22 protein-coding genes are annotated in these 22,070 nt (G+C 54.1%); 20 read left to right on the plus strand and 2 right to left on the minus strand.

The genetic code is table 11. The features are described from left to right. The first annotated feature begins 84 nt into the window (after nucleotides 1–84). The 4 genes from mazG to queE all read left to right on the plus strand — a co-directional run bounded on the left by mazG (nucleotide 85) and on the right by queE (nucleotide 5,052). Entirely contained in the window at nucleotides 85–876 is a 792-nt protein-coding gene (gene mazG / locus ACOXYR_RS03295) for a nucleoside triphosphate pyrophosphohydrolase (protein ID WP_407731506.1), read from the plus strand. A 349-nt stretch (nucleotides 877–1,225) separates the two neighbouring features. Further along, on the plus strand, nucleotides 1,226–2,863 hold the full coding sequence (gene pyrG, locus ACOXYR_RS03300) for a glutamine hydrolyzing CTP synthase (protein ID WP_108476355.1): 1,638 nt from the start codon (nucleotides 1,226–1,228) through the stop codon (nucleotides 2,861–2,863). A gap of 82 nt (nucleotides 2,864–2,945) precedes the next feature. Beyond that, the gene (gene eno, locus ACOXYR_RS03305) at nucleotides 2,946–4,244 is read left to right on the plus strand and encodes a phosphopyruvate hydratase (RefSeq protein WP_108476356.1); all 1,299 of its coding nucleotides are present in this window, start codon (nucleotides 2,946–2,948) and stop codon (nucleotides 4,242–4,244) included. Between the two features lie 136 nt (nucleotides 4,245–4,380). Further along, nucleotides 4,381–5,052, plus strand: a complete 672-nt coding sequence (gene queE, locus ACOXYR_RS03310; RefSeq protein WP_108476441.1) for a 7-carboxy-7-deazaguanine synthase QueE — start codon at nucleotides 4,381–4,383, stop codon at nucleotides 5,050–5,052. 48 nt (nucleotides 5,053–5,100) lie between these two features. On the opposite strand, the gene queD is transcribed toward queE, so the two are convergent. Beyond that, nucleotides 5,101–5,466 (minus strand): 6-carboxytetrahydropterin synthase QueD, encoded by a 366-nt coding sequence (gene queD, locus ACOXYR_RS03315; protein ID WP_015963241.1) that lies wholly within the window; start codon nucleotides 5,464–5,466, stop codon nucleotides 5,101–5,103. Nucleotides 5,467–5,769: 303 nt separating this feature from the next. Here queD and cysJ point away from each other — a divergent pair, with 303 nt between their 5' ends. The 4 genes from cysJ (at nucleotide 5,770) to ACOXYR_RS03335 (ending at nucleotide 10,512) form a co-directional block, all read left to right on the plus strand. Then, on the plus strand, nucleotides 5,770–7,578 hold the full coding sequence (gene cysJ / locus ACOXYR_RS03320) for an NADPH-dependent assimilatory sulfite reductase flavoprotein subunit (RefSeq protein ID WP_421356366.1): 1,809 nt from the start codon (nucleotides 5,770–5,772) through the stop codon (nucleotides 7,576–7,578). Beyond that, on the plus strand, nucleotides 7,578–9,290 hold the full coding sequence (gene cysI, locus ACOXYR_RS03325; RefSeq protein WP_108476358.1) for an assimilatory sulfite reductase (NADPH) hemoprotein subunit: 1,713 nt from the start codon (nucleotides 7,578–7,580) through the stop codon (nucleotides 9,288–9,290). The genes cysJ and cysI overlap by 1 nt, the downstream gene beginning before the upstream one ends. Before the next feature lie 69 nt (nucleotides 9,291–9,359). Beyond that, nucleotides 9,360–10,094, plus strand: a complete 735-nt coding sequence (cysH, locus tag ACOXYR_RS03330) for a phosphoadenosine phosphosulfate reductase (RefSeq protein WP_113857692.1) — start codon at nucleotides 9,360–9,362, stop codon at nucleotides 10,092–10,094. 265 nt (nucleotides 10,095–10,359) lie between these two features. Next, nucleotides 10,360–10,512, plus strand: a complete 153-nt coding sequence (locus tag ACOXYR_RS03335; RefSeq protein WP_000956460.1) for a Hok/Gef family protein — start codon at nucleotides 10,360–10,362, stop codon at nucleotides 10,510–10,512. 66 nt (nucleotides 10,513–10,578) lie between these two features. Here the strand turns inward: ACOXYR_RS03335 and ACOXYR_RS03340 are convergent, their stop codons facing one another. Further along, nucleotides 10,579–11,622, minus strand: a complete 1,044-nt coding sequence (locus ACOXYR_RS03340) for an aminopeptidase (protein WP_108476360.1) — start codon at nucleotides 11,620–11,622, stop codon at nucleotides 10,579–10,581. Nucleotides 11,623–11,861: 239 nt separating this feature from the next. Between ACOXYR_RS03340 and cysG the strand changes: the two genes are divergently transcribed. The 12 genes from cysG to nlpD all read left to right on the plus strand — a co-directional run bounded on the left by cysG (nucleotide 11,862) and on the right by nlpD (nucleotide 21,987). Beyond that, complete coding sequence (cysG, locus tag ACOXYR_RS03345) at nucleotides 11,862–13,277, plus strand: siroheme synthase CysG (protein ID WP_373300345.1); 1,416 nt, start codon at nucleotides 11,862–11,864, stop codon at nucleotides 13,275–13,277. A gap of 9 nt (nucleotides 13,278–13,286) precedes the next feature. Then, nucleotides 13,287–14,195, plus strand: a complete 909-nt coding sequence (gene cysD, locus ACOXYR_RS03350) for a sulfate adenylyltransferase subunit CysD (RefSeq protein ID WP_015963247.1) — start codon at nucleotides 13,287–13,289, stop codon at nucleotides 14,193–14,195. Between the two features lie 9 nt (nucleotides 14,196–14,204). After that, the gene (gene cysN / locus ACOXYR_RS03355) at nucleotides 14,205–15,632 is read left to right on the plus strand and encodes a sulfate adenylyltransferase subunit CysN (protein WP_421356367.1); all 1,428 of its coding nucleotides are present in this window, start codon (nucleotides 14,205–14,207) and stop codon (nucleotides 15,630–15,632) included. Then, nucleotides 15,632–16,237: an adenylyl-sulfate kinase gene (gene cysC / locus ACOXYR_RS03360; RefSeq protein WP_108476362.1), complete on the plus strand. Its 606-nt coding sequence runs from the start codon at nucleotides 15,632–15,634 to the stop codon at nucleotides 16,235–16,237. Before cysN ends, cysC begins: the two co-directional genes overlap by 1 nt. Before the next feature lie 43 nt (nucleotides 16,238–16,280). Further along, complete coding sequence (locus tag ACOXYR_RS03365; protein WP_015963250.1) at nucleotides 16,281–16,607, plus strand: DUF3561 family protein; 327 nt, start codon at nucleotides 16,281–16,283, stop codon at nucleotides 16,605–16,607. Between the two features lie 163 nt (nucleotides 16,608–16,770). Next, a complete protein-coding gene (gene ftsB, locus ACOXYR_RS03370; RefSeq protein ID WP_015963251.1) occupies nucleotides 16,771–17,082 on the plus strand; it encodes a cell division protein FtsB in 312 nt (103 codons plus the stop codon). A 24-nt stretch (nucleotides 17,083–17,106) separates the two neighbouring features. Then, the gene (gene ispD, locus ACOXYR_RS03375; RefSeq protein WP_421356368.1) at nucleotides 17,107–17,817 is read left to right on the plus strand and encodes a 2-C-methyl-D-erythritol 4-phosphate cytidylyltransferase; all 711 of its coding nucleotides are present in this window, start codon (nucleotides 17,107–17,109) and stop codon (nucleotides 17,815–17,817) included. Further along, complete coding sequence (ispF, locus tag ACOXYR_RS03380; RefSeq protein WP_015963253.1) at nucleotides 17,817–18,296, plus strand: 2-C-methyl-D-erythritol 2,4-cyclodiphosphate synthase; 480 nt, start codon at nucleotides 17,817–17,819, stop codon at nucleotides 18,294–18,296. Before ispD ends, ispF begins: the two co-directional genes overlap by 1 nt. Then, nucleotides 18,293–19,342, plus strand: coding sequence for a tRNA pseudouridine(13) synthase TruD (truD, locus tag ACOXYR_RS03385; RefSeq protein WP_421356369.1), 1,050 nt, complete (start codon nucleotides 18,293–18,295; stop codon nucleotides 19,340–19,342). Before ispF ends, truD begins: the two co-directional genes overlap by 4 nt. Continuing rightward, nucleotides 19,323–20,084, plus strand: a complete 762-nt coding sequence (surE, locus tag ACOXYR_RS03390; protein WP_113857689.1) for a 5'/3'-nucleotidase SurE — start codon at nucleotides 19,323–19,325, stop codon at nucleotides 20,082–20,084. The genes truD and surE overlap by 20 nt, the downstream gene beginning before the upstream one ends. Further along, entirely contained in the window at nucleotides 20,078–20,704 is a 627-nt protein-coding gene (locus ACOXYR_RS03395; RefSeq protein WP_015963256.1) for a protein-L-isoaspartate(D-aspartate) O-methyltransferase, read from the plus strand. Before surE ends, ACOXYR_RS03395 begins: the two co-directional genes overlap by 7 nt. Before the next feature lie 125 nt (nucleotides 20,705–20,829). Then, complete coding sequence (gene nlpD, locus ACOXYR_RS03400; RefSeq protein ID WP_350435699.1) at nucleotides 20,830–21,987, plus strand: murein hydrolase activator NlpD; 1,158 nt, start codon at nucleotides 20,830–20,832, stop codon at nucleotides 21,985–21,987. Nucleotides 21,988–22,070: the final 83 nt, after the last annotated feature.

A 22,070-nucleotide genomic window follows, 5' to 3' on the forward strand; every position in this document is an offset into this window, starting at 1 on the left:
GAAGCCGTATCCGGCGTTACAATAGTGCCGGATGCGGCTTCGCCTTATCCGGCCTACCTGTTTTCGATTTTACCAGGATGTTTCATGAACCAAATCACCCGTCTTCTCACCATCATGCAGCGCCTGCGCGACCCGGAAACTGGCTGCCCGTGGGACAAAGAACAAACCTTCAATACCATCGCGCCTTACACCCTGGAAGAAACTTACGAAGTGCTCGATGCCATCGCCCGTGAAGATTTTGACGATCTGCGCGGTGAACTCGGCGACTTGTTGTTCCAGGTGGTGTTTTACGCCCAGATGGCGCAGGAAGAGGGGCGTTTTAATTTCGAGGATATCTGTGCGGCCATTAGCGACAAGTTAGAGCGCCGGCACCCGCATATTTTTGGTGAGGCGACCGCAGGCAACAGCAGCGAAGTGCTGGCGCGCTGGGAGCAAATCAAAACCGCAGAGCGTGCTGAAAAAGCGCAGACCTCCGCGCTGGATGATATTCCGCACAGTTTCCCGGCGTTAATGCGCGCGCACAAAATTCAAAAACGCTGCTCGGCGGTTGGCTTTGACTGGGACACGCTTGGCCCGGTGCTCGATAAAGTGCATGAAGAAATCGACGAGGTGATGCACGAAGCGAAGCAGGCGGTTATTGATGAAGCCAAACTGGAAGAGGAGGTGGGGGATTTATTGTTCGCCACGGTCAATCTTTCACGTCATTTAGGCGTAAAAGCCGAAACCGCGCTACAAAAGGCCAATCTTAAATTTGAACGCCGTTTTCGTGAAGTTGAACGAATCGTCGCCGCCAGAGGCCTGGAAATGACGGGAGTAGACCTGAATACCATGGAAGAGGTATGGCAGGAAGTAAAACGACAGGAACATGATCTCTAAGGAAATTTCGCGATCAAGCGCAATTTGTGTGATTTTCTAAATGACAAGCGCTTGATTTGCGTCAAAAACATTTAGCCAAAAGCGGCTATTTTCTCACTCCTTATCTCTGTTGAGACTCCGTGCTGAGATGCTTTCATCACTAATTCGTGAGACATCAAGGTGATAACGGAGTAATTCCTCGGGTGAATAGCAGTGTAATACCCTGTTAAACCCGGAGAAAACCAACATTAACGCGGCCTGAAGAACACAGGGGAGGGAGAATGAAAGTTTGTGGCGCTCGTCATGTTCGGGTATACTGTTTTCCCGTCCTGGTTATTCCATCGTTTCACCCTAACTTCTCAGGTTCAGCATGACAACGAACTATATTTTTGTGACCGGCGGGGTCGTATCCTCTCTGGGTAAAGGCATTGCCGCAGCCTCCCTGGCAGCCATTCTTGAAGCCCGTGGCCTCAACGTAACCATGATGAAATTGGATCCGTACATCAACGTCGATCCAGGCACCATGAGCCCGATCCAACACGGGGAAGTGTTCGTTACTGAAGACGGCGCTGAAACCGACCTGGACCTGGGTCACTACGAGCGTTTCATCCGCACTAAAATGACTCGCCGCAATAACTTCACGACCGGCCGCATTTACTCCGATGTCCTGCGCAAAGAGCGCCGTGGCGACTATCTGGGCGCGACCGTACAGGTTATCCCGCACATCACTAACGCTATCAAAGAACGCGTACTGGCGGGCGGCGAAGGCCACGACGTGGTGCTGGTCGAAATCGGCGGCACGGTTGGTGATATCGAATCCCTGCCGTTCCTTGAAGCGATTCGTCAGTTGGCGGTTGATATTGGTCGTGAACATGCGCTGTTCATGCACCTGACCCTGGTGCCATACATGGCCGCCGCGGGTGAAGTGAAAACCAAACCGACGCAGCACTCTGTAAAAGAACTGCTTTCCATTGGTATTCAGCCTGACATCCTGGTTTGCCGCTCCGATCGCGCGATCCCGGCTAACGAACGTGCAAAAATTGCATTGTTCTGTAACGTGCCAGAAAAAGCCGTTATTTCGATGAAAGATGTCGATTCCATTTATAAAATTCCGGGCCTGTTGAAATCTCAGGGGTTGGATGATTATATTTGTAAACGATTCAGCTTGAACTGTCCGGAAGCTAACTTGTCTGAATGGGAACAGGTTATCTATGAAGAAGCCAATCCGGCAGGTGAAGTAACGATTGGTATGGTCGGCAAGTACATTGAACTGCCGGACGCCTACAAATCCGTTATCGAAGCGCTGAAACACGGTGGCCTGAAAAATCGCGTGAGCGTTAACATCAAGCTGATTGATTCGCAGGATGTTGAAACACGCGGCGTCGAAATCCTGAAAGATTTAGATGCTATCCTGATTCCTGGTGGTTTCGGCTACCGTGGCGTCGAAGGTAAAATTGCTACCGCACGCTATGCGCGTGAAAACAATATTCCGTATCTGGGTATTTGCCTGGGTATGCAGGTTGCGTTGATTGAGTTTGCACGTAACGTGGCGGGTATGGATAACGCCAACTCTACGGAATTTGTGCCAGACTGTAAGTACCCGGTTGTGGCGCTCATTACCGAGTGGCGTGATGAAGAAGGCAATGTTGAAGTGCGTAGCGAGAAGAGCGATCTCGGCGGCACCATGCGCCTGGGCGCACAGCAGTGCCAGCTCTCCGACGATAGCCTGGTTCGTCAGCTGTACAATGCGCCAACCATCGTTGAGCGTCATCGTCACCGCTACGAAGTCAACAATATGCTGTTGAAACAGATTGAAGCTGCAGGTCTGCGCGTTGCGGGCCGTTCCGGGGATGATCAGTTGGTCGAGATCATCGAAGTTCCGAATCACCCGTGGTTCGTTGCTTGTCAGTTCCATCCGGAGTTTACTTCTACACCGCGTGATGGGCATCCGCTGTTTGCAGGCTTTGTAAAAGCCGCCAGCGAGTACCAGAAACGTCAGGCGAAGTAAGTAAAAAAGTTAGAACGGCAACGCCCCATGAGGGGCGTTGTTTGTCTGGAGTTTTAGTTTAACTTGTACTGAGGAAAACCTAATGTCCAAAATCGTTAAAATCATCGGTCGTGAAATCATCGACTCCCGTGGTAACCCGACTGTTGAAGCAGAAGTTCACCTGGAAGGTGGTTTCGTCGGTCTGGCAGCTGCTCCGTCAGGTGCTTCTACTGGTTCCCGCGAAGCTCTGGAACTGCGCGATGGTGACAAATCCCGTTTCATGGGTAAAGGCGTACTGAAAGCGGTTGCAGCTGTTAACGGCCCAATCGCTCAGGCTCTGCTGGGTAAAGATGCTAAAGATCAGGCTGGCATCGACAAAATCATGATCGACCTGGACGGTACTGAAAACAAATCTAACTTCGGTGCGAACGCAATCCTGGCCGTTTCTCTGGCTGCTGCTAAAGCTGCCGCTGCCGCTAAAGGCCTGCCGCTGTATGCTCACATCGCTGAACTGAACGGCACCCCGGGTAAATACTCCATGCCGGTTCCGATGATGAACATCATCAACGGTGGTGAGCACGCTGACAACAACGTCGACATCCAGGAATTCATGATTCAGCCGGTTGGCGCGAAAACCCTGAAAGAAGCTGTACGTATGGGTTCTGAAGTGTTCCACAACCTGGCTAAAGTTCTGAAAGCGAAAGGTATGAACACTGCAGTTGGCGACGAAGGCGGCTATGCGCCGAACCTGGGTTCCAACGCAGAAGCGCTGGCTGTTATCGCTGAAGCGGTTAAAGCAGCAGGCTACGAACTGGGTAAAGACATCACCCTGGCGATGGACTGCGCAGCATCTGAATTCTACAAAGACGGTAAATACGTTCTGGCTGGCGAAGGCAACAAAGCGTTCACCTCTGAAGAATTCACTCACTTCCTGGAAGAACTGACCAAACAGTACCCGATCGTCTCCATCGAAGATGGCCTGGACGAATCTGATTGGGATGGTTTCGCATACCAGACCAAAGTACTGGGCGACAAAATCCAGCTGGTTGGTGACGATCTGTTCGTAACCAACACCAAGATCCTGAAAGAAGGCATCGAAAAAGGCATCGTTAACTCCATCCTGATCAAATTCAACCAGATCGGTTCTCTGACCGAAACTCTGGCTGCGATCAAAATGGCGAAAGACGCTGGCTACACTGCTGTCATCTCTCACCGTTCTGGCGAAACTGAAGATGCTACCATCGCTGACCTGGCTGTTGGTACCGCTGCAGGCCAGATCAAAACCGGTTCTATGAGCCGTTCTGACCGTGTTGCTAAATACAACCAGCTGATTCGTATCGAAGAAGCACTGGGCGAACAAGCTCCGTACAACGGTCGTAAAGAGATCAAAGGGCAGGCTTAATCGCCCCGCTTTTTAGCTCTTGATAAAAACCCGCTTCGGCGGGTTTTTTTGTGTCTGCAGGTGAAAGCACCAGCAAACATGACCCTCCCGCAGAAATCTGCGATAATTACCGCAGACCCCTTTTACAGAGATGATTATGCAGTACCCGATTAATGAAATGTTCCAGACCCTGCAAGGCGAGGGTTACTTCACTGGCGTTCCCGCTATCTTTATTCGTTTACAGGGATGCCCGGTGGGCTGCGCCTGGTGTGATACCAAGCATACCTGGGAAAAACTTAGCGATCGGGAAGTGTCTCTGTTCAGCATCCTGGCAAAAACCAAAGAGAGCGATAAATGGGGCGCGGCAGGCGAAGACGATCTGTTAACCGCCATTACGCGTCAGGGCTGGACGGCGAAGCATGTTGTCATCACCGGCGGCGAACCGTGCATTCACGACCTCACCCCGCTGACTACGCTGCTTGAGCAACATGGCTACAGCTGCCAGATAGAAACCAGTGGTACTCACGAAGTACGTTGCACGCACACCACCTGGGTGACGGTTTCCCCGAAAGTGAACATGCGTGGTGGTTATGATGTGTTATCACAGGCTCTGGAACGTGCCGACGAAATTAAACATCCGGTAGGCCGAGTACGCGACATTGAAGCGCTGGACGAGCTGCTGGAGACGCTGACGGATGATAAACAGCGTGTGATTGCGCTTCAGCCGATCAGCCAGAAAGAGGATGCGACCCGTCTGTGCATTGATACCTGTATCGCGCGCAACTGGCGCTTGTCGATGCAGACGCATAAGTATTTGAATATTGCCTAATAAAAAAGCCCGGTCGCGTATACCGGGCTTTCATCGCCTCGCAGAAAATTATTCTCCGCGATAAACACAACCCGCCGTACAGGTCTCTTTTACCATCACTGCACTCAGCAGCGGTACGACTGGTTTCACCTGTTCCCAAATCCAGCGTGACAGCACTTCACTGGTTGGATTCTCCAGGCCTGGAATATCATTCAGATAGTAGTGATCCAGACGATCGTAAGTCGGTTTGAACGCCGCTTTCAGTTCGGCGAAATCCATGATCCAACCGGTATGCGGATCGACTTCACCCGTAATCTCAAGGCGCACCATGAAGGAGTGGCCGTGCAGGCGACCGCATTTATGCCCTTCGGGTACGTGAGGCAAACGGTGAGCGGCTTCGAAAGTGAAATCTTTAAACAGTGTGGTGGACATCATGAACTCTCAGTCTTGCGGAAAAAACCGCCGCATAGTACCGGAAAGCACATTTTTTATCATTAATTAAAACCCATAAATGGCCGCGAAGAGCGTAATGGATTGTGTCTATACGTCATTTGTTAATTATATCAACAGGTTATCCAATCACTTTTATTGCTATTAACTACCGGGAAATCAGGTTAGTCCATTTGGTTATTTGTTATTTCCAACCCTTCTTTAATTGTTATTATCCAGCTCGTTAACCTTACATTCAGTTTTGTTTTTCCCGATTTAAAACAGCTTTGATACTGGAACATAACAAGCATGACAACACAGGTCCCCCCTTCCGCGCTGCTGCCGCTTAATACGGAGCAACTGGCACGCCTTCAGGCGGCCACCACTGACTTAACGCCGACCCAGCTTGCCTGGGTTTCTGGCTATTTCTGGGGCGTGCTTAATCAGCAGCCAGGTGCGGCGGCGGTCGCAGCAACGCCTGCTGCCGTTGCCGCACCAACCATCACGCTGATTTCAGCTTCGCAAACGGGTAACGCTCGCCGCGTTGCTGAAGCGCTCCGTGACGATTTACTTGCCGCTAAGCTGAACGTGAACCTGGTGAATGCCGGGGATTATAAATTTAAACAAATCGCGTCAGAAAAACTGCTGGTTATCGTGGCTTCCACCCAAGGGGAAGGGGAGCCGCCGGAAGAAGCGGTGGCGCTGCATAAGTTCCTGTTCTCGAAAAAAGCGCCGAAACTTGATGGCACTGCATTCGCGGTGTTGGGGCTGGGCGATACGTCGTATGAATTCTTCTGCCAGGCCGGGAAAGATTTCGACAGCAAACTGGCGGAGCTTGGCGGCGAGCGTCTGCTCGATCGTGTTGATGCGGATGTGGAATATCAGGCAGCCGCCAGCGAATGGCGTGCGCGCGTCGTCGAAACATTGAAATCACGCGTACCGAAAGATTCACCCGTGCAGGCTGCCGTTGCGGCCACGGGCGCGGTGAATGAAATTTATACCAGTCCGTACAGCAAAGAAGCACCGTTGACGGCCAGCTTGTCCGTTAATCAGAAGATCACTGGCCGCAACTCAGAAAAAGATGTCCGCCATATCGAAATCGACTTAGGTGACTCTGGCCTGCGTTATCAGCCGGGTGATGCGCTGGGTGTGTGGTATCAAAACGATCCTGAACTTGTAAAAGAGCTGGTTGAACTGCTGTGGTTGAAAGGCGATGAATCCGTCACTGTCGATGGCAAAACGCTACCGCTTGCAGAAGCCTTACAGTGGCATTTTGAACTGACCGTCAACACCGCGAATATTGTCGAGAACTACGCCACCTTAACCCGCAGTGAAACCTTGTTGCCGCTGGTGGGCGATAAAGCGAAGTTGCAGCACTACGCGTCGACGACGCCGATTGTCGACATGGTGCGCTTCTCTCCGGCACAGCTTGATGCGCAAGCCCTGATTGATCTGCTACGACCATTGACGCCTCGTCTTTACTCTATCGCCTCATCGCAGTCGGAAGTGGAAAGCGAAGTGCACGTCACCGTTGGCGTGGTTCGCTACGATATCGAAGGCCGCGCCCGTGCGGGGGGGGCCTCCAGCTTCCTTGCGGACCGCGTGGAAGAAGAGGGCGAAGTTCGCGTCTTTATCGAACATAACGACAACTTCCGCCTGCCAGCCAACCCGGAAACGCCGGTGATTATGATTGGCCCCGGCACCGGTATTGCGCCGTTCCGCGCCTTTATGCAGCAACGCGCAGCCGACGAAGCGCCGGGCAAAAACTGGCTGTTCTTTGGCAACCCGCACTTTACGGAAGATTTCCTCTATCAGGTGGAATGGCAGCGTTACGTCAAAGAAGGCGTGCTGACGCGTATCGATCTTGCCTGGTCGCGCGATCAAAAAGAAAAAGTTTACGTACAAGATAAACTGCGCGAACAGGGCGCAGAGCTGTGGCGCTGGATTAATGACGGTGCCCACATTTATGTCTGCGGCGACGCTAATCGCATGGCGAAAGACGTTGAACAGGCACTTCTGGAAGTGATTGCCGAATTTGGTGGCATGGACACCGAAGCGGCGGATGAATTTTTAAGTGAGCTGCGCGTAGAGCGCCGTTATCAGCGAGATGTCTACTAATGAGCGAAAAACATCCAGGGCCTTTAGTGGTCGAAGGTAAGCTGGCAGATGCCGAGCGCATGAAGCTTGAGAGCAATTACCTGCGTGGCACCATTGCAGAAGATTTAAACGATGGCCTGACCGGCGGGTTTAAGGGCGATAACTTTCTGCTGATCCGCTTCCACGGTATGTATCAGCAGGACGACCGTGATATCCGCGCCGAACGAGCTGAACAGAAGCTGGAGCCGCGTCATGCGATGCTGCTGCGCTGCCGTCTGCCGGGTGGGGTGATCACCCCTACACAGTGGCAGGCGATTGATAAATTTGCCGGTGAAAACACCCTCTATGGCAGCATTCGTCTGACCAATCGTCAGACATTCCAGTTTCACGGCATTCTGAAAAAGAACGTCAAACCGGTGCACCAGATGCTGCATTCGGTCGGTCTTGATGCGCTGGCAACGGCCAATGACATGAACCGTAACGTTCTCTGCACCTCGAACCCGTACGAGTCGCAGCTACACGCGGAAGCGTATGAATGGGCAAAGAAAATCTCTGAACATCTGCTACCGCGTACCCGCGCGTATGCCGAAATTTGGCTCGACCAGGAAAAAGTTGCGACTACTGATGAAGAACCGATCCTCGGTCAGACCTATTTACCGCGTAAGTTCAAAACCACGGTAGTGATCCCGCCGCAGAACGATATCGATCTGCATGCCAACGACATGAACTTCGTGGCGATCGCGGAAAATGGCAAACTGGTGGGCTTCAACCTGCTGGTGGGCGGTGGGCTTTCTATCGAACACGGCAATAAAAAAACCTACGCACGTACAGCCAGCGAATTCGGCTATCTGCCGCTGGAGCACACGCTGGCGGTGGCGGAAGCTGTCGTGACCACCCAGCGCGACTGGGGTAACCGTACTGACCGTAAAAACGCGAAAACCAAATACACGCTGGAGCGCGTGGGGGTTGAGACATTTAAAGCGGAAGTGGAACGTCGCGCGGGGATCAAATTCGAACCAATCCGCCCATATGAGTTCACCGGACGTGGCGATCGTATCGGTTGGGTGAAAGGTATCGACGACAAATGGCACCTGACGCTGTTTATCGAAAATGGTCGTATCCTTGATTATCCGGGGCGTCCCCTTAAAACCGGGCTACTGGAGATCGCGAAGATCCACAAGGGGGATTTCCGCATTACCGCTAACCAGAACCTGATCATTGCGGGTGTCCCGGAAAACCAGAAAGCGAAGATTGAGAAAATTGCGCAAGCGAGCGGCCTGATGAATGTTGTCACCCCGCAGCGTGAAAACTCGATGGCGTGTGTGTCATTCCCGACCTGCCCGCTGGCAATGGCGGAGGCTGAACGTTTCCTGCCGTCGTTCGTCGACAAGGTGGAAGCGGTGATGGCCTCCCATGGCGTCAGCGATGAGCATATCGTTTTGCGCGTGACGGGTTGCCCGAACGGCTGTGGCCGCGCGATGCTGGCGGAAATTGGTCTCGTCGGGAAAGCGCCAGGCCGCTATAACTTACATATCGGCGGCAACCGGATGGGAACTCGCATTCCGCGGATGTACAAAGAGAACATCACCGATGCTGAAATCCTTGTGGTGATTGATGAACTGGTAGGGCGCTGGGCGAAAGAGCGCGAAGCGGGTGAAGGCTTCGGCGACTTTACGGTGCGTGCGGGCATTATCCGCCCGGTGCTCGACCCGGCGCGCGATTTGTGGGATTAACGCATCTCCTGACCATTCCCTCTCCCTTTGGGAGAGGGTTAGGGTGAGGGGAAAAGTGCAGAGGTAATTATGTCCAAACTCGATCTAAACACCCTGAACGAACTGCCAAAGGTAGAGCGCATTCTGGCGCTGGCCCAAACGAATGCCGAGCTTGAAAAACTGGACGCTGAAGGCCGCGTCGCCTGGGCACTGGAAAATCTGCCTGGTGAATATGTGCTCTCTTCCAGTTTCGGCATTCAGGCGGCGGTGAGCCTGCATCTGGTGAATCAGATCCGCCCGAATATCCCGGTGATCCTTACCGATACTGGCTATCTGTTCCCGGAAACCTACCGTTTTATTGACGAGTTAACGGACAAACTCAAGCTCAATCTGAAAGTATATCGCGCCACTGAAAGCGCAGCCTGGCAGGAAGCCCGCTACGGTAAACTATGGGAGCAGGGTGTTGAAGGCATTGAAAAATACAATGATATCAACAAAGTCGAACCCATGAACCGGGCGCTAAAAGAACTGAATGCGCAAACCTGGTTTGCAGGATTACGCCGTGAACAATCTGGCAGCCGCGCTAATTTGCCAGTGCTGGCTATCCAGCGTGGCGTATTTAAAGTGCTGCCGATTATCGACTGGGATAACCGAACTATTTATCAGTACCTGCAAAAACACGGTCTTAAATATCATCCATTGTGGGATGAAGGGTATTTATCCGTCGGTGATACCCATACAACTCGTAAATGGGAACCCGGCATGGCGGAAGAAGACACGCGCTTCTTTGGCTTAAAAAGGGAATGTGGATTACACGAAGGGTAAATGTTGTCCGGATAAATGAGACGCCTCTGTCAGAAATGATGGGGGCGTTTTTATTTTGCGAGAAGGATTCCTGATTTTAAACGTGAACGTAGCGGGGGGAATCAACAGGCATAGAATGGCGTCGGGTGCTTGAGGCTGTCTGGCGTTAAGCATTCGCGAGGTTCCAGATGGACAAAAGCCCCAGGCGATATTTCTATCAACCTGAGGCTTACGTTCGAACCCAAACAATTCGGATGTTAGTCTCTTCTTTGCAGGGAGGCAAGACATGCTGACAAAATATGCCCTTGTGGCAATCATCGTGCTGTGTTTTACAGTACTGGGATTCACGCTGATGGTAGGCGACTCGTTGTGTGAGTTAAGTATCAGAGAGCGTGGTATGGAGTTTAAGGCAGTTCTCGCTTACGAATCGAAGAAGTAGCCATCACGCGGGGGTAAAACCCCGCGTATTGGATTGTGAGGGTTGGGTCTCCGGCACCCTTTTAACCTAAACCTTCCCCGCCTTCGCCAGCTCCTTCACCAGCGGCATCATCACCTTCACTACATCGCGGCTGCGGCGCTCAATTCGCCCCGGGAGGGCTTTATCGAGATACTGTTGATTATCCAGCCGCGCGTCGTGCCAGCTATTCCCCTCCGGGAAGCTGCGGGTTTTTGCCCGCTGCTGATAACCATCTTTTTTGCCTAACGACCAGTTAGTGGCTTCGACAGATAACACCGGAATACCTGCTTTATCAAACACCTCCGCGTCATTACAGCATCCTGTGCCTTTCGGGTAATCAGGATTCAACCCTGGATTGGTAAACGCGGCAATGCCGTGGCTGCGCGCAATCGCCAGCGCGCGGTCGCGCGTGAGTTTTCGTACCGACGCCGGTGTTTTTACGCCGCTGTTGAAATAGAGCTTATCGCCGACGACCAGATTATCGAGATTAATGACCAGCAGCGTATTTTTCTTCTCGGCGTCGCTCATGCGTTTCAGCAGATTCTCCGCGCCCAGCTTGCCTTCTTCTTCGCCGCTGGTGGCGACAAAGCGAATGCCGTACTCCGTCGGTACATCCTTCAGACGCTCGGCCAGCTCCAGCATCACGCCCAGCCCCATCGCGTTATCATCTATACCCTGAAGCGTCAGCCCACCGAGGTTTTTTTCCACATCGTCATCATTTTGCGGCGCATAGGTGTCCAGATGCGCCATCACAATAATCTGCTGCTGCGATTTACCTTCATGGGCCGCGATGACGGTGCTGCCAATGACGTTATGCCAGTTCTGGCGGTTATTCTGGGCGGTGTAGATATAGCGGCTGTGGAAGGTGCGGATATCGCTTTGATAACCCATTTTGGCAAACTGCTGACGCAAATAATCTGCCGACAGCATCTCTGCTGGTGTGCCGGTAATCCGGCCTGGGAAATAGGTTGCGATATAACGAGCCTGGGTGTTCGCGATAGAACCGGGCGACGTTGTTGTCGCCAGTGCCGGGAAGGCAGAGCATACGCCGAGCGCCAGCGCGAAGAGTCGGCGACGCAGTGCGGAAGACATAGGGAAATCCTTTAAACAATGCAAAAAAATAGACGCAGCCAGTATGAAACCGAGGCGGTGATTACACAATTTCATTTCTTCTTAAATGCCCAAAAAAGAGGGTGTTAAGCACTTTTTGATATTTGCTTTTCCAGGCTGTTATTCCTTTGAGGAACTACTCATTCCATTTCGTAATTTCATTTGCACTAAGGGGCACCCTATAGTCGCTCTATGACTGATTGTTAGTGAGTTGTAACTCTGTGGATTATCTGCCCCTTTTTGCCGCTGTGAAAGACCGCACTGCCCTGGTTGTGGGCGGCGATGACACCGCGGCGCGTAAAATTGCGTTTCTGCTTCGCGCGGGCGCTCACGTTCAGATCGTGAGCGAAACGCTGTGCGATGAACTGACACAATGGGTGGCAGACAACAAAATTTCATGGCTGGCTGACGCTTTTCAGGAAACACAGCTTGATAGTGTGTTCCTGGTTATCGCTGCAACGGACGATAACGCGCTCAATCAGCGTATTTATGATGCAGCAAATGCCCGCCAACGCCTGGTAAATGTGGTGGACAGCCCGTCGCAGTGCTCCTTTATTTTCCCGTCGATAGTCGACAGGTCGCCGCTGCTGGTGGCGATTTCTTCCGGCGGCACCGCCCCCGTGCTGGCGCGTATCCTGCGTGAAAAAATTGAAGCGCTGCTGCCTACGCGCTTAGGCCTGCTGGCCGAAGCGGCCAGTTACTGGCGTCATGCGATCAAAACGCACCTGAAAACCACCGCCGAGCGTCGTCGATTTTGGGAACGCGTGTTCCGGGGACGTATTGCCAACATGTTGCTTGCCGGCAATCAACAGGCGGCGGAAGCGGCATTACAGGACGAGTTGACCCAGCCTCAGCGCCGCGTGGGGGAGATTATTCTGGTAGGTGCGGGGCCGGGTGATGCCGGGCTATTAACGTTGCGCGGCCTCCAGGTCATTCAGCAAGCTGACATTGTTTTCTACGATCATCTGGTCAGCGATGCGGTTCGTGAACTGATTCGCCGTGATGCGGAGTTGGTATGCGTTGGAAAACGTGCTGGTACCCATGCCGTGGCGCAGCACGAGACGAATCGTCTGCTGATTGAAGCGGCAAAAGAAGGCAAAAACGTGGTGCGCCTTAAAGGCGGTGATCCGTTTATTTTCGGGCGCGGTGGCGAAGAACTTCAGGCGGCGGCAGAAGCGGGAATTCCTTTCCAGGTGGTACCCGGCGTGACGGCAGCCGCAGGCGCAACCGCGTACGCAGGCATACCGCTTACCCACCGCGATTACGCGCAGAGCGTCACGTTCGTCACCGGTCACTATAAAGCGGACAGCGCGCCCTTTGACTGGAAACAATTGGCGCAAAGTCGCCAGACGCTGGCGATTTATATGGGCACGATGAAAGCCGCGGAAATTAGCCAACAATTGATTCAACACGGCCGCGACAGCGAAACGCCGGTGGCGGTGATTTCGCGCGGGACGCGTGCGGATCAACAGATAAAAACAGGCACCCTGCAACAACTCGAAAACCTGGCAAAAGACGCCCCCATGCCAGCACTGCTGGTGGTCGGCGAAGTGGTGGAACTGCATCACCAGCTCGCCTGGTTTCAACACACAACAGACTCAGAAAATTTCGATTCTTCTGTAGTGAATCTGGCTTAAGGAACGGTTATGGACCAAAAACGACTCACTCACCTGCGGCAACTGGAGGCGGAAAGCATCCATATCATCCGTGAGGTGGCCGCCGAATTCGCCAACCCGGTCATGATGTATTCGATCGGCAAGGACTCCAGCGTGATGCTGCACCTGGCGCGTAAAGCGTTCTATCCGGGAACCCTGCCGTTCCCGCTGCTGCACGTGGATACCGGCTGGAAATTCCGTGAGATGTACGAGTTCCGCGACCGTACCGCGAAAGCCTATGGCTGTGAACTGCTTGTGCACAAAAACCCGGAAGGTGTGGCGATGGGGATCAACCCGTTCGTACACGGCAGCGCCAAGCATACCGATATCATGAAAACCGAAGGGCTCAAGCAGGCGCTGAATAAATACGGTTTTGATGCCGCATTTGGCGGGGCACGTCGTGATGAAGAGAAGTCGCGCGCCAAAGAGCGCATCTACTCCTTCCGCGACCGTTTCCACCGCTGGGACCCGAAAAATCAGCGCCCGGAGCTGTGGCACAACTATAACGGCCAGATCAACAAAGGCGAAAGTATCCGCGTCTTCCCGCTCTCCAACTGGACTGAGCTGGATATCTGGCAGTACATCTATCTGGAAAATATCGAAATCGTTCCGCTGTATCTGGCGGCAGAACGTCCGGTGCTGGAGCGCGATGGTATGTTGATGATGATCGATGACGATCGCATCGATTTACAGCCGGGCGAGGTTATCAAAAAACGCATGGTGCGCTTCCGTACCCTTGGCTGCTGGCCGCTGACCGGCGCAGTGGAATCCGACGCGCAGACGCTGCCGGAAATCATCGAAGAAATGCTGGTTTCAACGACCAGTGAACGTCAGGGCCGCGTCATCGACCGCGACCAGGCAGGCTCGATGGAGCTTAAAAAACGTCAGGGTTATTTCTAAGGAGCCGCCATGAACAGTTCAATTGCACAACAAATTGCGGATGAAGGCGGCGTTGAAGCGTATCTGCACGCCCAGCAACACAAGAGCCTGCTGCGTTTTCTGACCTGCGGCAGCGTGGATGATGGCAAAAGTACGCTGATTGGCCGTTTGCTGCACGATACCCGTCAGATTTATGAAGATCAGCTCTCTTCGCTGCACAATGACAGCAAGCGCCACGGTACGCAGGGTGAACGCCTGGATCTGGCGCTGCTGGTGGATGGCTTACAGGCCGAGCGCGAGCAGGGCATCACCATTGACGTGGCGTATCGCTATTTCTCCACCGAAAAACGCAAATTTATTATTGCCGACACCCCAGGGCACGAGCAGTACACTCGTAACATGGCGACCGGAGCGTCCACCTGTGACCTGGCGATCCTGCTGATTGACGCGCGTAAAGGCGTGCTCGATCAAACCCGCCGCCACAGTTTCATCTCCACGCTGCTGGGGATCAAACATCTGGTGGTGGCGATCAACAAAATGGATCTCGTGGCATTCAGCGAAGAGAAATTTGAGCAGATCCGTCAGGACTATCTGACCTTTGCCGAACAATTGCCTGGCAACCTTGATATCCGCTTCGTGCCGCTGTCGGCGCTGGAAGGGGATAACGTTGCCAGTCAGAGCGAAAAAATGCCGTGGTACAGTGGCCCAACGCTGCTGGAAGTGCTGGAAACCGTGCAGATTCAGCGTGTGGTCGATAGCCAGCCGATGCGCTTCCCGGTGCAGTATGTGAACCGTCCGAACCTCGATTTCCGTGGGTTCTCCGGCACGCTGGCCTCCGGGAACGTCAGCGTGGGGCAACGCATTAAAGTATTGCCGTCTGGCGTGGAATCCTCCATCGCGCGTATCGTCACGTTTGACGGTGACTTGCAGCAAGCGTTCGCGGGAGAAGCCGTGACGCTGGTGCTGAAGGACGAAATCGACATCAGCCGTGGCGACCTGCTGCTGGATGCCACCGAAACGCTGCCTGCCGTACAGAGTGCATCCGTGGATGTGGTGTGGATGGCGGAACAACCGCTGGCGGCGGGCCAGAGCTATGACATCAAAATCGCGGGCAAGAAAACCCGCGCCCGCGTGGACGGTATTCAGTATCAGGTGGATATCAATAACCTGACCCAGCGTGACGTCGATAACCTGCCGCTAAACGGTATCGGCCTGGTGGATCTGACCTTTGATGAACCGCTGGTGCTGGATAAATACCAGCAAAACCCGGTTACCGGTGGTCTTATCTTTATCGACCGTTTGACCAACGTCACGGTGGGCGCTGGTATGGTGCGCGAACCGTATACTGCTCCGACGTCAGTCGTGTCGGAATTCAGTGCTTTTGAGCTGGAGCTGAACGCGCTGGTGCGTAAACACTTCCCACACTGGGGCGCGCGTGACCTGCTGGGAGGCAAGTGATGGCGGTGCATGACGAAAACGTCGTCTGGCACGCTCACCCGGTCACTGCGCAACAGCGTGAACAACTCCACGGTCACCGTGGGGTTGTGCTGTGGTTTACCGGGCTCTCAGGCTCGGGGAAATCCACCGTTGCCGGCGCGCTGGAAGAAGCGTTGCATAAACTGGGCGTCAGCACTTATCTGCTGGATGGTGACAACGTGCGTCACGGTTTATGCAGCGATCTCGGCTTTAGCGATGACGATCGCAAAGAGAATATCCGTCGGGTAGGCGAAGTGGCTAACCTGATGGTGGATGCCGGGCTGGTGGTATTGACGGCATTTATTTCTCCCCATCGCGCTGAGCGCCAGATGGTACGCGAGCGGGTAGGGGAAGGGCGCTTTATCGAAGTGTTCGTCGATACGCCGCTCAATACCTGCGAAGCCCGCGATCCAAAAGGCTTATACAAGAAAGCGCGTGCCGGTGAACTGCGCAACTTTACCGGCATTGATTCAGTATATGAATCCCCCGAACATCCTGAAATCCACCTCGATGGTGAACAATTGGTAACAAATTTAGTAGACCAAATGTTAGACCTGCTGAGACAGGACGATATCATCAGATCCTGAGAGAGTGCCGGGCGTATCGTTGCCCGGCCTGACAGGATTAACTATGCGCAATACTCAAAACATCAGCCTGACGCGTTCAGAGTCCATTCCCCCGCCCGATGACGAAACCACCTGGTCTTTGTCAGGCGCCACCGTGGGTTTCGTCGCCTGGCTGATTGCATTGGGTATTCCCTACCTTTGGTATGGCAATAACACCCTGTTTTTCTTCCTTTATACCTGGCCTTTCTTCCTTGCGCTGATGCCCGTTGCCGTGGTGATTGGCGTGGCAATCCACTCGCTGGTAAACAGCAAATTGCGCTACAGTATTATCGCAACGTTGCTTACCGTCGCCGCGTTGTGCGGTCTATTATTTCTATGGTTGATGGGCTAAGCCCGACATATTCTGTGAATATCCGCACAATCGCCCGACAACGAGACATAAGTATCGGCAGGCAAAATGTGATACATTGCCCGCGTGACGCGGTATCGTCCGCAGCCGGCGTAGAGTACGACGGCAAGTTTTGGGATGATGATGCCGTTTTTCAGGGGGCAGGATGGGTAAATTAACGCTGCTATTACTGGCTTTGCTGGTGTGGTTGCAGTATTCACTGTGGTTCGGCAAAAATGGTCTGCATGACTTTAGCCGGGTCCGTGATGACGTATCAGTACAAGAGGCGACCAACGCCAAATTAAAAGCGCGCAACGATCAGCTTTTCGCCGAAATTGACGATCTTAACGGTGGCCAGGAAGCAATCGAAGAACGCGCACGCAATGAACTCAGCATGACGAAACCGGGTGAAACCTTCTACCGTCTGGTACCGGATGCATCGAAACGCAATCAGAGTTCAGGGCAAACAAACCGATAAACAGAATAAGCCCAGGATTAACACATGGCAGCAACTTTTCCGGGCGTTTGCGCCGTGGTTCCGGCGGCCGGATTTGGTCGCCGCATGCAAACGGACTGCCCGAAACAATATCTCTCAATCGGTAACAAAACGATTCTCGAACATTCGGTGGATGCGCTGCTGGCTAACGCGCGCGTTCAGCGGGTGATCATCGCTGTCTCTCCCGGAGACGAGCGTTTCAGCCAACTCTCTCTGGCGCAGCATCCGCAGATTACCGTTGTCGACGGCGGTGCCGAACGCGCCGATTCCGTGCTGGCCGGCCTGAAAGCCGCAGGGAATGCTGACTGGGTGCTGGTGCACGATGCCGCGCGGCCTTGTTTGCATCAGGATGACCTGGCGCGACTGCTGGCGCTGTGCGAAACCAGCCGCGTCGGCGGTATTCTGGCCGCGCCGGTGCGCGATACCATGAAACGCGCGGAGCCCGGCAAACCGGCTATCGCCCATACGGTTGATCGCAACGATCTGTGGCACGCCCTGACGCCGCAGTTCTTCCCCCGCGAATTACTCTTCGATTGCCTGACCTGGGCGCTCAACGAAGGCGCAACCATCACCGATGAAGCCTCGGCGCTGGAATATTGTGGTTTTCATCCGGCGCTGGTTGCCGGACGCGCTGATAATATTAAAGTGACACGCCCGGAAGATCTGGCGCTGGCAGAATTTTACCTCACCCGATCGGGACACCAGGAGAAAGCATAATGCGAATTGGACACGGTTTTGATGTACACGCGTTTGGCGGCGAAGGGCCGATTATTATCGGCGGCGTGCGCATCCCTTACGAGAAGGGGCTGCTTGCCCACTCGGACGGCGACGTCGCGCTCCATGCGCTGACCGATGCTCTGCTTGGCGCGGCGGCGTTGGGCGATATTGGGAAACTTTTCCCGGACACCGATCCGGCGTTCAAAGGCGCAGACAGCCGTGCGCTGCTGCGTGAAGCCTGGAAACGCGTGCAGGCGAAGGGCTACACCCTGAGCAACGTCGATGTCACTATCATCGCCCAGGCGCCGAAAATGCTGCCGCATATCCCGCAAATGCGCGTGTTTATTGCTGAAGATCTTGGCTGCCATATGGATGACGTTAACGTAAAAGCGACCACCACCGAAAAACTCGGATTTACCGGGCGCGGTGAAGGCATCGCCTGCGAAGCGGTCGCTCTGTTGTATAAGGCAAACAAATGATTGCATTTGATGACCTGACTTACCTGCACGGGAAGCCGCAGGGACACGGGTTGCTGAAAGCCAACCCGGAAGATTTCCTGGTCGTGGAAGATTTAGGGTTTGAGCCTGACGGCGAAGGCGAGCACATTTTGGTGCGGATCCTGAAAAATGGCTGCAATACCCGTTTCGTGGCTGACGCGCTGGCAAAATTTCTGAAAATTCACGCCCGCGAAGTAAGCTTTGCCGGGCAGAAAGACAAACACGCGGTCACCGAGCAGTGGCTCTGCGCGCGCGTGCCGGGCAAAGAGATGCCCGATTTAAGCAAGTTCGAGCTGGAAGGCTGCCAGGTGCTGGAGTATGCGCGACATAAGCGTAAACTGCGTTTAGGTGCCCTTAAAGGCAACCAGTTCACGCTTATTCTGCGCGAGGTCAGCCATCGCGAGGATGTTGACGCCCGCTTGCAGGCGATTAACGCCCGGGGTGTGCCGAACTATTTCGGCGCGCAGCGTTTTGGTATTGGTGGCAGTAACCTACAGGGCGCGCTGCGCTGGGCTGAAAGCGGTGCGCCGGTGCGCGATCGCAATAAACGCAGTTTTTGGTTGTCGGCAGCGCGCAGTGCGTTGTTTAATCAGCTGGTGAGCGCACGCTTACAGAAACCGGAATTTAATCAAGTTGTTGATGGCGATGCGCTACAATTAGCGGGACGCGGCAGCTGGTTTGTTGCCACGCCTGAAGAAATGCCCGAATTGCAAACGCGTGTGGATGCGCGTGAACTGATGATCACCGCGTCCTTACCGGGCAGCGGCGACTGGGGAACTCAGCGTGAAGCGCTCGCATTTGAACAACTTCAGCTTGCAGAAGAAACCGCGCTTCAGTCGCTGCTGGTGCGCGAAAAAGTAGAAGCCGCGCGGCGCGCAATGCTGCTCTATCCACAACAGCTTGAGTGGAACTGGTGGGACGACGTAACCGTAGAGTTGCGTTTCTGGCTCCCGGCGGGCAGCTTTGCGACCAGCGTGGTAAGGGAACTTATCAATACAACAGGTGAATATGCGAATATTGCTGAGTAACGATGACGGGATCCACGCGCCAGGCATACAGGCACTGGCCAGAGCCTTACGGGAATTTGCCGAGGTTCAGGTAGTTGCACCCGATCGTAACCGCAGTGGCGCATCAAACTCGCTGACCCTGGAATCTTCTCTTCGTACTTTTACGTTTGAAAACGGCGATATCGCCGTGCAGATGGGCACGCCGACGGACTGTGTCTATCTCGGCGTTAACGCACTGATGCGCCCGCGTCCGGATATCGTCGTGTCGGGTATTAATGCCGGGCCGAATCTGGGCGATGACGTTATTTATTCCGGTACCGTTGCGGCGGCGATGGAGGGGCGTCACCTCGGTTTCCCGGCGCTGGCGGTGTCACTGAATGGCACGCAGCATTACGACACGGCAGCGGCGGTCACCTGCACGCTGCTGCGCGCGCTGGCACGTGAACCGCTGCGCACCGGGCGTATTCTCAACGTCAACGTACCGGACTTACCGCTCGATCAAATTAAAGGTATTCGCGTGACCCGTTGCGGCAGCCGCCACCCGGCGGATAAAGTGATCCCGCAGCAGGATCCGCGCGGCAATACGCTCTACTGGATTGGCCCGCCGGGCGAAAAACAGGATGCCGGCCCGGATACGGATTTTGCCGCGGTTGACGCCGGTTATGTTTCCGTCACGCCGCTGCATGTCGATTTAACCGCGCATAGCGCCCGTGAAGTCGTAGGCAGTTGGCTGGAACTGGCGGGAGTGGATACGCAATGGTAAGCGGACGCGTACTGGCGCTTCTGGAACAACTTCGCACGCAGGGCATTCGCGACGAGCGGGTGCTGGATGCTATTGCCCGCGTTCCCCGCGAAAAATTTGTTGATGAGGCGTTTGAACATAAAGCCTGGGAAAACGTCGCTTTACCGATAGGGCAGGGGCAAACCATTTCTCAGCCTTATATGGTTGCACGGATGACCGAATTGCTGGAGCTGACGCCGGAATCGCGCGTGCTGGAAATTGGCACCGGCTCCGGGTATCAGACCGCGATTCTGGCGCATCTGGTGCAGCGCGTGTGCTCGGTTGAACGCATTAAAAGTTTGCAATGGCACGCAAGACGTCGCCTGAAGCAGCTTGATTTGCATAATATTTCTACTCGCCATGGCGATGGCTGGCAGGGTTGGCAGGCGCGTGCGCCTTTCGACGCCATTATCGTCACGGCCGCACCGCCGGAAATTCCGGTGGCGCTGATGTCGCAGCTGGATGAAGGCGGCATTCTCGTTTTACCCGTGGGTGATGAACATCAGTTTCTAAAACGCGTTCATCGGCGGGGAGGCGAATTCATTATTGATACCGTGGAAGCCGTGCGTTTTGTTCCTTTAGTCAAAGGAGAACTGGCCTGAGACCCGGATTTTTCTTAGGTTTTTCGGCACAATTCAGCGTATCGTGGTGAGACTTTGTAAGCATCCACGATGGACGCGACACGGTTATTAACACACTGGCAGTTAACACTATTCCTGGGGGATAAATGAGCGCGGGAAGCCCAAAAATCACCGTACGCCGTGTTGCGGCATTATCACTGGTTTCACTCTGGCTGGCAGGTTGTACTTCATCGGACAATCCGCCTGCGCCGGTAACCTCTGTTAACGGAAACACCTCCAGCAGCACGAATTCCGGCATGCTCATCACGCCACAGCAAAAAGCGGGCGGAACAGCGCAAAACAGCGTGCCGGCGACGCCGCAAATTCAGCCAGTGCAGCCGGTACAAACCCAGCCGACGCAGATTCAGCCAGTCACTCAGCAACCTGTTGCCCAGCAGCCGGTGCAAATGCAGAACGGTCACATCGTCTATAACCGAAAATATGGTGATATTCCGAAAGGCAGCTACACGGGGGGAAGTACCTATACCGTTAAGCATGGTGACACGCTTTTCTACATCGCATGGGTTACCGGTAATGATTTCCGCGATCTGGCACAACGCAATAATGTCGCCGCGCCTTATGCGCTGAATGTCGGTCAGGTGCTGCAGGTTGGCAACGCGTCCGGTCAGCCGATTACCGGCAACAACCCGGTCGCCATGGCGAGCGCGCAGGCGGCGACCTCTTCTCAGACGACGGTCGCGAAACCTGCACAAAATTCAACCGTGGCTGTTGCGTCGCAACCAACAATTACGTATTCTGAGGATTCAGGTGAACAAAGTGCTAACAAGATGTTGCCTAATAACAAGCCTGCGACGACAGTCACAGCGCCTGTAACGGCACCTGTTGCGAGCTCTTCCGTACCGAATGCCAGCAGCACGACAACCAGCGCGCCAATTTCGTCCTGGCGCTGGCCGACTGACGGCAAAATCATCGAAGGCTTTGGCGGCTCCGAAGGAGGCAACAAAGGCATCGATATCGCAGGTAGCAAAGGACAGGCTATCACCGCGACCGCGGATGGTCGTGTTGTGTATGCCGGTAATGCACTGCGAGGTTACGGTAACTTAATTATCATCAAACATAACGATGATTACCTGAGCGCCTACGCCCATAACGACACAATGCTGGTCCGGGAACAACAAGAGGTTAAGGCGGGGCAAAAAATAGCTACCATGGGTAGCACCGGAACCAGTTCTACACGCTTGCATTTTGAAATTCGTTACAAGGGGAAATCCGTAAACCCGCTGCAGTATTTGCCGCAGCGATAATTCGGCAGAGTACTAAGCACGGAGTCTTTCAGGCGGTGTGAACACGCCGTCTGGAGATGAAGTGATAAGGTGCTTTGCCTGGG

It is taken from the genome of Pseudocitrobacter faecalis (assembly GCF_965231525.1).
Classification (GTDB): Bacteria; Pseudomonadota; Gammaproteobacteria; order Enterobacterales; family Enterobacteriaceae; genus Pseudocitrobacter; species Pseudocitrobacter faecalis.

Bases quoted from the DNA above. Each gene is read 5' to 3' on its own strand.
- cysI (WP_108476358.1), top strand. From the start codon at position 7,578: ATGAGCGAAAAACATCCAGGGCCTTTAGTGGTCGAAGGTAAGCTGGCA.
- cysN (WP_421356367.1), top strand. From the start codon at position 14,205: ATGAACAGTTCAATTGCACAACAAATTGCGGATGAAGGCGGCGTTGAA.
- pyrG (WP_108476355.1), top strand. From the start codon at position 1,226: ATGACAACGAACTATATTTTTGTGACCGGCGGGGTCGTATCCTCTCTG.
- truD (WP_421356369.1), top strand. From the start codon at position 18,293: ATGATTGCATTTGATGACCTGACTTACCTGCACGGGAAGCCGCAGGGA.
- cysD (WP_015963247.1), top strand. From the start codon at position 13,287: ATGGACCAAAAACGACTCACTCACCTGCGGCAACTGGAGGCGGAAAGC.
- cysC (WP_108476362.1), top strand. From the start codon at position 15,632: ATGGCGGTGCATGACGAAAACGTCGTCTGGCACGCTCACCCGGTCACT.
- eno (WP_108476356.1), top strand. From the start codon at position 2,946: ATGTCCAAAATCGTTAAAATCATCGGTCGTGAAATCATCGACTCCCGT.
- ACOXYR_RS03340 (WP_108476360.1), bottom strand. From the start codon at position 11,622: ATGTCTTCCGCACTGCGTCGCCGACTCTTCGCGCTGGCGCTCGGCGTA.
- queE (WP_108476441.1), top strand. From the start codon at position 4,381: ATGCAGTACCCGATTAATGAAATGTTCCAGACCCTGCAAGGCGAGGGT.
- ACOXYR_RS03395 (WP_015963256.1), top strand. From the start codon at position 20,078: ATGGTAAGCGGACGCGTACTGGCGCTTCTGGAACAACTTCGCACGCAG.
- surE (WP_113857689.1), top strand. From the start codon at position 19,323: ATGCGAATATTGCTGAGTAACGATGACGGGATCCACGCGCCAGGCATA.
- ACOXYR_RS03365 (WP_015963250.1), top strand. From the start codon at position 16,281: ATGCGCAATACTCAAAACATCAGCCTGACGCGTTCAGAGTCCATTCCC.
- queD (WP_015963241.1), bottom strand. From the start codon at position 5,466: ATGATGTCCACCACACTGTTTAAAGATTTCACTTTCGAAGCCGCTCAC.
- cysJ (WP_421356366.1), top strand. From the start codon at position 5,770: ATGACAACACAGGTCCCCCCTTCCGCGCTGCTGCCGCTTAATACGGAG.
- cysH (WP_113857692.1), top strand. From the start codon at position 9,360: ATGTCCAAACTCGATCTAAACACCCTGAACGAACTGCCAAAGGTAGAG.
- nlpD (WP_350435699.1), top strand. From the start codon at position 20,830: ATGAGCGCGGGAAGCCCAAAAATCACCGTACGCCGTGTTGCGGCATTA.
- ispD (WP_421356368.1), top strand. From the start codon at position 17,107: ATGGCAGCAACTTTTCCGGGCGTTTGCGCCGTGGTTCCGGCGGCCGGA.
- mazG (WP_407731506.1), top strand. From the start codon at position 85: ATGAACCAAATCACCCGTCTTCTCACCATCATGCAGCGCCTGCGCGAC.
- ispF (WP_015963253.1), top strand. From the start codon at position 17,817: ATGCGAATTGGACACGGTTTTGATGTACACGCGTTTGGCGGCGAAGGG.
- ACOXYR_RS03335 (WP_000956460.1), top strand. From the start codon at position 10,360: ATGCTGACAAAATATGCCCTTGTGGCAATCATCGTGCTGTGTTTTACA.
- ftsB (WP_015963251.1), top strand. From the start codon at position 16,771: ATGGGTAAATTAACGCTGCTATTACTGGCTTTGCTGGTGTGGTTGCAG.